Consider the following 12,272-nt stretch of genomic DNA (forward strand, 5'->3'; position numbering starts at 1 on the left):
TCCGCTCCTTTTTCCAACCAGAAATTTAGCGCGGAAAACTCCAATTAAAAACGATCCAGTTTAAAGGGCGCAGAGCACCGCAGATGGCCGGTCGGACAAGACTGGGAGATCGTCGATGGCTCAAACATACGGAACCGTGAAACTTTATCGTACTGACTGCTTTTGCATGTCAGACTCAATCATCTCTTTTACCATCTCTTCCAAGGTGATGGTTGCCTTCCACCCCAGTCTGGTTTCGGCTTTGGTCGCATCGCCCAGCAGTAAATCTACTTCGGTAGGACGGAAATAGACGGGATCAATGGCGATCAGGATTTCACCTGTCTTGGCGTCCTTTCCGACTTCATCGGTACCCGTGCCTTGCCAGTCAATCATGCGGCCGACGGCGGCAAAGGCCAGTTCTACAAACTCGCGCACCGTTCGGGTTCGCCCCGTCGCCAGCACAAAATCATCGGCTTCGTTATGTTGAAGAATTCGCCACATTCCTTCCACATAGTCGCGCGCATGGCCCCAATCGCGTTTGGCGTCCAAGTTCCCCAAATAAAGGCACTTTTGGGTGCCGTGCTCAATGGCTGCAACCGCGCGGGTAATTTTGCGGGTCACAAATGTCTCCCCGCGACGGGGGCTTTCGTGATTAAATAAGATGCCGTTTGACGTAAACATTCCATAGGCTTCGCGGTAGTTGACTGTAATCCAATAGGCATAGAGCTTCGCGGCGGCGTAAGGACTACGTGGGTAAAACGGCGTTGTTTCTTTTTGTGGTGTCTCATGAACCTTGCCGTAGAGCTCCGATGTCGACGCTTGATAAAAGCGACAGCTATCGGACATACCCAGAATGCGAATAGCTTCGAGCAAACGCAAGGTTCCAAGGGCATCACCGTTGGCGGTGTATTCCGGTGTTTCAAAACTGACCTGAACGTGACTTTGTGCGCCCAGATTGTAGATCTCGTCAGGGTGCGTTTCCTGGATCAGTCGGATCAGGTTCGTTGCGTCGGTCAGGTCGCCGTAATGAAGAAAAAAGCGACTATTTCCTTCGTGTTTATCGACATATAGATGGTCGACGCGTTCCGTGTTAAAGGATGATGACCGCCGTTTAACTCCGTGGACGGCATAGCCCTTTTCAAGCAGCAATTCGGCAAGATAACTGCCATCTTGTCCTGTAACGCCGGTAATGAGTGCGACCTTGCTCATAGTCTTCAATATATCCTTACTAAAAAATTTCGAGGGACCTCGAACAAAAAGCCGTTCTCTCCCACCGCATTGATAAGTATCAGTTATCTGTTATTCAGGAATAAATTTCTTGGCGCAGCGCTTTGTGAATATGCCGACCTTATCCTGAGGCGGTCGTTTCCCTACCGTGACGAGATATTTCATTCATGTGATGGTTTCAATGCCATGTGAAACTCGTTTAACATGGTTACTTCTTCTAACACATTGCGCCAGGTGCGCGTGGCAATGGGATCCGATTATAGACCTCAACAAGGTTGTTAACATGTTTTTCTAGGGTTGGAGGTGCTGCCCAAAAGTTCTTATAGGCGGCTAAGCCCAGTCTCGCCACCAGTTCATTGTCGCGAAGGCGTTTAAGTGTCTGTGTCAACGACACTTGATCTCCGCTGGTAAAGAACAGGCCTGCTTCTTCTTGAATAACAACATCAGTCGCAGCACAGCGATCTGCGATGATTGCAGGCACTCCGCGTGCGGCACACTCAAGTACCGTTAGTCCCAAGGTTTCATACCATAGCGATGGCAGCACAAGGGCTCTGGTTTGATCAATCAACGGTAAAATATCGCTAAAGGATAGCCAGCCAGTGAATGTGTGTTCAGGGTAGGCGGCCTGAAGGCTGTCTTTCAATTCTCCATCGCCCGCGAAAGTGACTTGAACGCCTGCGTCACGCGCGGCTGCGGCCAAAAGCGCCGGTCCCTTTTCTGGGGATAAGCGCCCAATATACAAAACGCCGTTGGCTTGTGCCGGATGAGACGCAGGCAATTTGATGCATTCAACGGGATTGTCGACGCGGTAAAGCGGGGTTTCTTTTGGCAAGAAGGGTTGTAAAATATCTTGGCTAAAGTCTGAGACCGAAATAAATGCATCTACCGCAGCAGGAAAGTTTCCAGGACCGCGTTGGATGGCTTGGCGAGCAATACGCCACATTTTATGAGTTACATTACGAGCATCACAGTTACAGCTCAGGCAGGCGGGACTTAAAGGTGTACGATGACAGATTTTCTGTGTCTTATAGTCGTAAAAGCCACCATTCGGACAAGCCGTAAAATAGTCATGTAATGTCAACACCAAGCGAAGGCGCCTTCGTCGGATGACCGGGATAACCGACGTTGAAAGGGCCTTTGACCAACTATGCAAATGGACGACGGTTGCAGCAGGATCGAGTGGCGCTAAAATCCCCTTAAGATGGTTTGCCGTATCAAGGTTCCAAAGTCCGGTCACAAAAGATTTGCGTCGGGTAGATGGATTGGAAATTGAAGGTTGATCAAGTGAGATGACCTCGGTGCTGCTGGCTTCTAATTCCTGATCGACGGTGCCACCTTCCCCTCCGACGAAAATAACCCGATACCCCAACTCACATAAGCCGATTGCACTTTTTATAGCAACTTTAGCTGCCCCCCCGTTGTTGCGAACAGAGTCCGTTAAGATGACAATTGTCGAAATCTGCATATTGAGTGCTTTCTTGCGCAACAAGGAGGCGAAAGTGAATGCTCGTAGAATATCAGAAGGTTCATAGCATTAATTTGCTTTCTTTTTCTACTCTGGTTCGGCGTATTTTTGCGTGCTAAAACAGCCCTTAGGCAGGCAGGCGTATTCAATTGGCAGGGGCGTATATCGGTGAGTGTTTTCGATAATAAGGTACTTCGAAGGGGGCTCGGATTTTGAGTGTTTCTAATGCCAAATACTCAGATCTTCTCGACGTGGTTATTGTTAATTACAACACCTACGACGATACGTTTAAATGCGTCACACATTTGATCCAGCAGGGCGAGGCCGCCCTGCGAAAGATTCACGTAGTCGATAATTTGTCCCCAGATGGATCTGGACCGCGTCTTGAACAGAATTTACCACCTGAAGTTGACGTTATCCTGTCGCAGATCAATAAAGGGTTTGGGGCGGGGGTTAATATTGGGGCCCGTGCCGGTAACGCCCCTTATATCCTTGTACTCAATCCGGATTGCTATCCGGAGATAGCCAATCTTCACCGCATTTTAGAACACTTTCATGAGCATGCGGACGTTGGCCTCGTTGGCGCGGAACTGATAAACCCTGATGGCTCTTTGCAATATTCTGCAAGGACGTTTTATTCTGCGCTGGATGTCGTTGTCCGTCGATCTTTCCTTAAACATCTATTTCCTTTTAGTCGTCTGAACCGAAGTCATTTATTGATGCGGCATCCACGGTCCGTTCCGTTTGATGTGGATTGGGTCATGGGGACTGGGTTTGTTGTTCGGCGTGATCTATTCGACCGCGTCGGGGCGATGGACGAGGCATACTTTCTTTACATGGATGATGTCGATTTGTGCGCACGGGTACATCGCGCAGGGTGTCGTGTTCAAATTTTACCAACGGTGAAATTCATCCATGATCATCGACGACAAAGCGGCTGGAATTGGCGATGGACACGTGCCCACTCAATGCATTTGGCGAGTTTGAGACTTTTTGCAAAGCGTCACGGATTGCCGCTTTTCCGGCGGCCAAAAATTCGTCAGCACCCTTAGGCATTCAGTCGTTTTCCGGTGCGGGATTAAAAGCTAGTTTTGCGACAGATCTCAGAAAAAATTATGGGGTAATCTGTATAGATTTTGAAGGGGGGTGAACTGAATTTATTTGAGAATAAAATCGCCCTTTGTTGCCGAAATAGAAATTGTAAACACTATTTATTGAAATAATGATGTCGTAAAAATAATATTTTAATAGGTTTTCAACGTTTTTAATAAAATGGTGTTTAGGAAATCCTTCAATGAACGGTAAAAACACAAAAAAATCTCTTATAATTGATACATTTTCTTTTCATTCTTTTGTTAATGCTGGATTTTTCTATTGTTGGTCACTTGCGGAGCAATATGACATCACTCTTCTAGTTGAGCAAGGTAACGAGAATTTAGCGGCTTTGCGGGTTCTAAAAGATGCAGGGAAAGTTGTCCGAATTGAAGTCATGCCACTCAATAACTGCCGATGGGCGCTCTTTCGCTGGCTGAGCACGAGGCTTCCGCGCCTTATAGAGGAATTGCGCCCGTCCTTGGTGCTGATGAATAACTGGCATTATTTCCATCAAAAAATTCTCTCTCGTACTGTGCGTGAAATTTGTCCGAAAACACCCATCGCGATTTGTTTGAGTGTCCACCAACCCGTTACTGATTTTGCCGTTACAGATCAGCAGCTGGTCGGTCTGCGCAGATTGGCCTGGCAAAAGCGTTGGCCTTGGCTGCCAAAGATATTGACCGACTTCGCACACGACATTTGGGGGCGCTGGGTCGGAGTCCGTGATTTTACGCTTCTTCCCCTGCTATTTGCGCGCGATCCAATAAGGCAGAGCCATTGCCCTTGGCGGGGGAAGCTGCTTCACAAAGATGTTGGAGGCCTTTTCGATGCGATTGTCTGTTATACGGAGACCGAGCGGGAAAGTTACGCTATGGAAGTGGCGGGGTTAGAGAATATTTACTTAATCCAACATCCAATGAATGAACAAGCGACAAACGCACTGTTTAAAACGAAAGGGAAGGAGCCGCGCATTGCAGTCCTCCCCTCAAGCTGTTTGGATTATGACAACGGCCAATCGTTTGAACAGCAGGTCGACGCTTTGGTTGAGCTGTGGGGGGAGGCGCTGGAGATTGTTCAGCTGCAAAGCAATCTGCCTGAAATCTGGTGGAAGTTGCATCCATCCTTTGTCGATGACCCGGTTATGACAGCGGTCACGGAACGGCTGTCTGAAAGGTTGCCCGGTTTTCAATCTATGACAGGAAAAATGACCGCCGAGGCGATGATCGTTGAGAGCTCGGTCGTGGTGGGCGATGTATCGTCAGTGCTGATTTGGGCGATGCGCCTTGGTCAGCGGAAGGTTGTAAGTTTAGACATTTTCGGCATGTCGGTGGGCGACGAGATGTCTTTCTATCAAGAGATTTCCGTTGTTGAGTCTTTATATGCTTTAACGACCCTGGGATCAGATTTCTATTCTGCCAAAGCATTAGATGCGCCCGAGAAGACTCATTATCCTACTGCTCTCGAATTTTTCTCATCGCTGCGCAGGTCATAGCAAATAGTGTTAAAAGAGGGGCACTGCTGACACCTGCTGTCAAAAAATCAGAAGCCGGTTGATCTTATTTCTGGGGCGGAAAACAGGCCAGTTCAAAACAGGCATGTGTTGCGCGATTTCGATGTCTGTTTCATTTTTGGTTGCCATTGGCTTTGCCTCAGCATCGTTGTATCCATTTCTGCGATATTTTCATCACGCTTCCGGGGGGCTCACATTATGCGCAAAACATCTTTCGCTTTGTCGTCTCTTCGGTTGGGAAAAATAGAGCTTGCTGTCACGGCTTTGATCTTAGGGGCGGCGGCGTTATCGACCGTGGCGTCGCTTCCGATTTTTCGGTTCGGAGTATGGCGTGACGGCGAGCCAAACGTGATTGCGGTGTTTGCCTTGGGGGCAATGGCCTGGTTATGGGGCGGGTATCTATATTATCGCGAAGGCCTTGCTAAGGTCCCGCTCACGGTTGCTGCATGTTTGCTTTTTGCTGTGTGGTGCAGTTTCACCAGCCTGTTTGCACATTTTCCTGTTTTGTCCTTTCTGGGCAGCCCACAACTGGGCGAAGGACCCGCGCTGTTTTTCTGCTGGTCAGGGATAATGCTGTTGATTTGGGCGTCCCGGCAAAGACGACCTGCTCTGCGCACAGCCCTGATTGCCGCCATTTTCATGATCCTTTATGCTGCCAGAGCAAATCGGCTGAGTGCGCATTCTGATTTCAGTCTTTTTGGGTTTGGTGATTATATCGGTGTGTTCGCCATTTTGCTGCCTGCCCTGCTGTATTGCCTAAGCCAAGAGTTCGCTTTGCCTCAGCGCGTATGTCATGTCGTGGTGCTGATTGGATATGGGCTTGCTGTCTTGCTGTCTTTGGACGGCAATAACCAAGGTGCAGCGCTGGCGCTTGTGCTCAGTGCGATTACCTGGGCCGTGATGACCACGCTGTTTGCACGTGGCAAACCGACATGGCAACGCGCTGCAATTTGGGGGGCAATGGTCGCGGTCGTTGTGCTGCCACTTTGTATCATGGCTGGTTTGTGGGCGCTTGGACAGAATATTGATAGTTATCAGGAAGCCAGCTTACCCGAGCTTTATCCTCGTCTCTATTCCATGGTGTCGCGCGCTTTGATGATGAAATTAACCGCTTATGCCTTTGGCGATGGCGGGGCTTGGACATATCTTTTGGGCAATGGCTTTGGCCATTCTTTGTTCTACATCCAAAATTATCTCCCATTCTCGGGGCAAAGTTTTCTGTACCCAAATTGGGATGTGTTTTATCGCGATTTTGTCCACACCCATTCGATCCCCTACGAAGTTCTGCTCTCTGGCGGGATTGTTGCACTGGCATTGTATCTGATCGTTTTTGTCCTGTGGATTTATGAAGCCGCGCCGCAGCACCGTGCGATCGTTATTGCGACTGCATTGGGCTATATGGCAGTGATATCGATCTGGTTTGAATTTGCCTCTCTCGTTCCGCTTTTGGCATTGGTGATGGGGGCAACATTGCGACACAGCGGCGATCCGAGCCGGCGTTGGGGACTTGTTATATGGCCGCACCGGGCATGGATGGGGGCCGTTTTGATCGGGTTTGTTTTGTGCGGGAGTGCAGGTTGGCTGTATTGGCAGAATAGGGGGCTGGATAGAACATTGTTTCTCGCAAATGCTAACCCACTTAACGGCCTTGTGGTTCCCGATGATGGCGCGCGCGGCGGCATCTCGCTGCAGCGCGCATTGCTTGATGGTTGTCGGCCACTGGCCAAACAAGATAGCGAGGGGCTGAAAAATATCTCAGTCGGCCAACTCGACTGGTGTAAGGGATTGTTACAGCAGGCGCGCCGTGAGATCGACTCTCACCCTAATAGTACATTGGTACTTGCCTACCTGGTGCTCGCCGCCGAATTCGCCAATAGCTCCGCCGATGCGCCACCCGCATCCAAAGATATTCAACAAGTACTGCGCAATAATTGGGGGGACGTCGCCGAGCTGCTTATTACCGTTGCGCCGCATCGTATTGATGTCCTCGTGACGTATTTTTCTTATTTGGCAGAAGCCGATGTTTCCGATGAAACCCGGCAACAAGGTGCGCGGATCCTAAATGCATTTTCCCGCGAATATCCGGAAAATCCGATTGTTTTATGGTTTAACGGCCAGCAAAAACTTAACGATCATTCGCGTCAACGCGTGTTTGACGGACTGACCGAAATGATTGCTGCAATCGAGAAATATCACCTAGAGCGCTTTATTGGTTTGCCCGATGACGTTTTGGCAAAGTTGCAAAAAGTTCGCGACGAACTTGAGGGAAGTCAATAGGTGTTGTCGCAAAGTGGTGTGTTTTTTGGGGTGACATCCGTTCCGCAAAGTTATGGTGGTTGAGGCTAAAGCGTCTCGTCCGTGACTTCGTCGCGCGACATGTGGCAATCAGTGGCTCGGTAATTCTGGTAATACGACATACAAAATCTCCAAAACCATGATGCCGACATGGCATCCCTTAAAAGGGACGGTATGAAATGCGTAAAGGCATACCGTCCAGAATTAAGTATATCAAATCAAAACGCTGGCGACGTGCTGTCTGGTAAGATGTATATATCACAACTGATGTTGCAAAAATATCACAAATATTGGCTGATTAAAGGCAATTGAGGCTGCTATTGGTTTTTTTTGTTTGCGTCTGTTGCCATACTATACGATACGTTTAGGCTAGATCATGTGTTTCGTTATTTAGGGAGGTCTATAGTGCTTTCGAAAGTGCTTTTAAAATTTAGCTGTGTCGCTGTCGTTGCAGTCAGCGCTTTCCAAGCATCTGCAGAAACCTATACGTCGGGTGAAAACGCTGCGGGTGCGACTGTGGTTGCTCCGACCGTTTCACGCACAGTCACGACGGCAAACGTGAGCAACATCGCTTCCCACCTTGATGCTATGGTTGGAAATATTGGCGGCGGCGGATTTGGTGGTGGCTCGATTTCTAGCGCACTGGATGGTGGCGACGATAAGCAAAGCATCGCTTTGTTCGACACTAAACAGCAAAACGGCTTAGCTGCTGGTGACGATCAGAAAAAAATGAGCGCCTGGGCAAACGGAAGCTACACATACGTAGAAGACGACAAAGCTGGGACCGAGTTCGATGGGGACGTGAAAGCCCTCAACGTTGGTGGTGATATGAGATTTACTGACGATTTCCTTGCCGGGATTTCGCTTGGTTATTCTAAAACCGATATCGATACCACCTTCAATAACGGTAACTACCAAGAAGACGCGTACACGGTTGCTGGTTATGGCTTGTATGAAATCACCAGTAACCTGAATGTGTCGGCTATGCTTGGTCACACATGGTCAAGCGTTGATCAGGATCGCCAGAATGGGCTGACCAAGTCCGAGACGGACGCTGAGACCCTGTTTGCGGCAACGACCTTGACGCAAAACTTCCGTTTTGATGAACTTGGTCTGCAGGCTAATGTTGGTTACTTGTGGGCGGATCGCGACACGGATGGTTACAGCGAAAGCAATGCGAACGTTGTTGCTGCAACCGCTTCAAAAACCAGTCAGGGCCGTATCGGCGGCGGCGTTTCGTACGATTTCGACGCGACCTCGGTATTGTACACGCCGTTTGCGAGCGTTACCTATCTGCATGACTTCTCGGATGAGATCAACGACGATGCCAACGCATTCGATACGGGTTTGGGCCTGAAAATTTCGTCTAAAGACGGAGTGCTCGAAGGTGCCTTCCAGGTTAAGACTCAGTTGGGTCGTGACGACTATAGCCAGACAAGTGGTTCGGCTATGTTGCGCGTCAATTTCTAATCGGTCTTTTCGGGTCGATATGAAACAGCGTATTTTTCAAAGGGCCAGGCATATTTGCCTGGCCCTTTTGTTTTTGCCGGTTTTATCCTCTTGTCAAACCTTGACGGCGACGGGGGCATATCGGCAGGCCGATGAAATGGCCGCCGCAGCCCGATGGTCTGCTGCTTATGCAGAGACACCGCACTTCACCCTTAAAACCTATTTGGGCCCGCAACGAGCGCCGGAACGGCCAATCGTTATTTACCTTGAAGGGGATGGTTTTGCCTGGGTGAAGGACAATTGGGTGTCGCCTGATCCAACGCCCCGAGATCCGTTCATGTTGCAGGTTGCGTTGCGCGATGACTACTACAATGCCTTTTATCTCGCCCGTCCTTGCCAATATGTCATTGAAACAGGTCACAGTGCAAATTGTCGATCGGCTCTATGGACGGATGCGCGCTTTAATGAGGTTGTGATCGCCGATATGAGTCAGGCTATCGATCAGATTCTTGCCAAGCGGGCCCATCACGGCATGGTTCTTGTTGGCGGATCGGGCGGGGGGGCGGTTGCGATTCTGCTGGCTGCATACCGCAATGATATTGATGCTATCGTTACCCTGTCAGGGTTGCTTAATCATCGGACTTGGACACGCTACCATAAGATATCCCCACTTGATCAATCTTTGGACCCTGCAGATTTCTATCCGCAAATCGCGTCAATACCTCAATTTCATCTACTGGCGGGTGACGACACTGTCATCCCCGTTCGGTTGTCCAAGCATGAATTGGTGCGCCTGATGCATTTGTACCCGGATAGTGTCAGTTGGCGGGAAATCCCTGAGATTGATCATAGTTGCTGCTGGGGTCAATATTGGGCTACACATTATCGCAGCATCATCGACGGGCTCCTAAAATAGAGGGTGCGAGTGGTGGTGCTTTTATTAGGTGACAAAGGCTTTTCCCAGCTCTTAACATCGAGCATATGTGTGTAGATATCCGGGCAAAACCACATGATAGAAAAGTTTAAAATAAAGTAATGAGTAAAGTTCAGGATAAAATTTACCCGGTTTTAGGTGCTGTCGTTGTTTCATCGGCTATATTTCTTTGGCCGTTGGAAATAGGTCTGCCCCATTACGACGTCGGCATCAACGTCTATCTTGCGATTATCTCCTTGGCGGTTTATACGCCTTATATTGTCAGAAATTTTAATCCGTTCCCCCTTATGCTCTCGGGTGTTTTTATCTTGCATCAGCTGATTTGGATGCTGATAAATGGATTTGATTTTCGATCAATACTAATGTGTACAGTGTTCATTATTTATTTCTATGGCATCTACTATTCACTGTTTTTTTGTTTTAAAGATAACTTTTTCCTTTTAAAGGAAACAATCCTAGTTTTTTTAACTGCGCAGCTGTGCCTGCAAGCTTTGCAAATATTTGGCTTATTCAGTTTTTATAACTTTGACACGGTCAGGCAATACATTTTCGGTTCAATTGGGGCTACCGGGTTTTACGGCGAAGGATCTCATGCAGCGCTGTCGTTGGTGCCCTTGATGTTCCTTAAAGATAGTCGCGGTCGCCACCTTAATGTTTATAGCATTTTGGCTGGCCTTTCCTTGTTTTTGGGTATTTCGTCGACCGCTGTTTTGGGCTCTCTACTACTGTTTGTCCTGTTGATTTTGAAGGTCAACAGTGGGCGCAGGATTGCCTTGGCCGCATTGGTGATCGTCGGTTTGTTGACTGTAGTTGTTGTCGGCGGGCAGATATTTCATCTTGCTCCCTTTTCGCAGCTGGCAGCGCGAATATGGGGGGGGGTTCAGATACTTGGCGGTGAATCTGGCCCTAGGGTCAATTTATCGTCGTTGGTCTACGCCAACGGGGTGGATATGGCTTGGTCGGGACTGAAGGATATCTTTGGGTCGGGGCTTGGGCATTTCAATATCTATTTCGCCGATTCAATTGCTCGTACCGCGATTGAGCAAATCGTGAGTGGGCCGCTAAATAAGGATGACGGCAGCGTCGTATTGTTGAAGATGATCGGTGAAATGGGACTGTTTGGATTGGCGATTGTGGTATATTTCGTCTTTAGCAGCCTGGCGATCATTACCAAATATGGAGACTGTATTTTATCGGTTATCGCCAGTTTTTTGATCATGGCCGGGATCCGCAGCGCGGGCTATTTCCATGGGCCCTATATCCTGTCGTTTGCGTTGGTCGGGCTGCTCTGGCAAATGGGGGGGCTGTGGCCACAGGGGCCTTTTAACCGACAAACCGATCTGAACAACGCGATGCAGTTTACCCGAGCGTAAGCCGTCACGTGGTAAGTGGATTGATCGGGTGGGCTAGGAAATCTTGGCTTTTTGGCGGACCTCCACCAACCAGCATATCACAGCCTTTAAATATCGATCTATCGCCGAGAGCTTTGCTGAGAGGGTAGTATCACGCAGTGAGCTACCATGTAATGCCTGCCACACGATCGGCCAAGTAACGTGGAAGACCGCAGTTGTAAGTAACCACGATCGAATTGAAATCGGCAGGCAAGTTGGGAGAGCGAATGTGTTGAACTGTCATAACGATTTGTAAATACGACAGAAAGTTCTCTCTAGCCAACAAAAACGCCATTTAGACGCGCTCAACGCAACACATCTGAAATTAGATTGACGTTCTATAATATATATTATGACAAATTTTTATATGAATAAGTTCAATATCTTACTGGTGTATCTGTATTATCTTGGGCTTGTGACCTGCCTAATTGCAGCAGGATTTCTCTCACCCCACACCGATGAGCATCATCATCAGTGCAGAGTTGACTGCTGGGTGTGCTGACGGTCGGAATATCGATTAATGTGTCGAACGAGATGGATCACTGCTCTTTTCGACAATCACCTCGTGGTCGAGCAATGGTGCCGCGTCATAGTCACTGGCATCCATCATCCCTGATACGCGCTGCAAAGCCGCAATAAGGAAGCTTTGCTCCCATTCTTCCAGTGCCTTGAAGTTATCAGAAAAGCGATCATGAAGCGCCATTGGCGCACGATCTAGAACTGTGCGGCCATAATCTGTCAGGCGGACAAATACCTTGCGTTTATCGGCGTCACCACGCACGCGCAGGACGATGTTCATTGCCTGAAGCTTATCCACCAATGCAGTTGCGGATGCCTGGGCAAGATTAACCTTATTCGCGATTTCCCCGACTGTCATTTCCCCGAATTCCTCGAGAGACTGAAGAACAAGAAGTTGCGATGTTTTCA

The 12,272-nt window shown here is 48.8% G+C and carries 9 protein-coding genes; 6 read left to right on the top strand and 3 right to left on the bottom strand.

The annotated features are described in order from the left end of the window. Positions 1-144 precede the first annotated feature (144 nt). Complete coding sequence (gene gmd / locus ACN0RL_RS19155; protein WP_417260857.1) at positions 145-1,188, bottom strand: GDP-mannose 4,6-dehydratase; 1,044 nt, start codon at positions 1,186-1,188, stop codon at positions 145-147. A gap of 235 nt (positions 1,189-1,423) precedes the next feature. Then, positions 1,424-2,671 (bottom strand): glycosyltransferase family 4 protein, encoded by a 1,248-nt coding sequence (locus tag ACN0RL_RS19160; protein ID WP_417260858.1) that lies wholly within the window; start codon positions 2,669-2,671, stop codon positions 1,424-1,426. Positions 2,672-2,883: 212 nt separating this feature from the next. On the opposite strand from ACN0RL_RS19160, the gene ACN0RL_RS19165 reads away from it, so the two are divergent. The 6 genes from ACN0RL_RS19165 (at position 2,884) to ACN0RL_RS19190 (ending at position 11,327) form a co-directional block, all read left to right on the top strand. Further along, positions 2,884-3,723 carry a glycosyltransferase family 2 protein gene (locus ACN0RL_RS19165; protein WP_417260859.1) on the top strand — a complete coding sequence of 280 codons (840 nt, stop codon included), beginning with the start codon at positions 2,884-2,886 and terminating at the stop codon, positions 3,721-3,723. Between the two features lie 242 nt (positions 3,724-3,965). Further along, the gene (locus ACN0RL_RS19170) at positions 3,966-5,258 is read left to right on the top strand and encodes a hypothetical protein (RefSeq protein ID WP_417260860.1); all 1,293 of its coding nucleotides are present in this window, start codon (positions 3,966-3,968) and stop codon (positions 5,256-5,258) included. A 216-nt stretch (positions 5,259-5,474) separates the two neighbouring features. Continuing rightward, positions 5,475-7,553, top strand: a complete 2,079-nt coding sequence (locus tag ACN0RL_RS19175) for a hypothetical protein (RefSeq protein ID WP_417260861.1) — start codon at positions 5,475-5,477, stop codon at positions 7,551-7,553. 423 nt (positions 7,554-7,976) lie between these two features. Then, positions 7,977-9,041, top strand: a complete 1,065-nt coding sequence (locus tag ACN0RL_RS19180; RefSeq protein ID WP_417519744.1) for an autotransporter outer membrane beta-barrel domain-containing protein — start codon at positions 7,977-7,979, stop codon at positions 9,039-9,041. A gap of 19 nt (positions 9,042-9,060) precedes the next feature. Then, positions 9,061-9,936 carry an alpha/beta hydrolase gene (locus tag ACN0RL_RS19185; RefSeq protein ID WP_417519746.1) on the top strand — a complete coding sequence of 292 codons (876 nt, stop codon included), beginning with the start codon at positions 9,061-9,063 and terminating at the stop codon, positions 9,934-9,936. A 119-nt stretch (positions 9,937-10,055) separates the two neighbouring features. Beyond that, positions 10,056-11,327 (top strand): hypothetical protein, encoded by a 1,272-nt coding sequence (locus ACN0RL_RS19190; protein ID WP_417519748.1) that lies wholly within the window; start codon positions 10,056-10,058, stop codon positions 11,325-11,327. Positions 11,328-11,862: 535 nt separating this feature from the next. Here ACN0RL_RS19190 and ACN0RL_RS19195 read toward each other — a convergent pair. After that, a partial coding sequence (locus ACN0RL_RS19195) for a MarR family winged helix-turn-helix transcriptional regulator (protein WP_417519750.1) occupies positions 11,863-12,272 on the bottom strand: 410 nt, incomplete at its 5' end.

The sequence above is a fragment of the Marinobacter sp. genome (genome assembly GCF_048259445.1).
In the GTDB taxonomy this organism is placed as follows: domain Bacteria; phylum Pseudomonadota; class Gammaproteobacteria; order Pseudomonadales; family Oleiphilaceae; genus Marinobacter.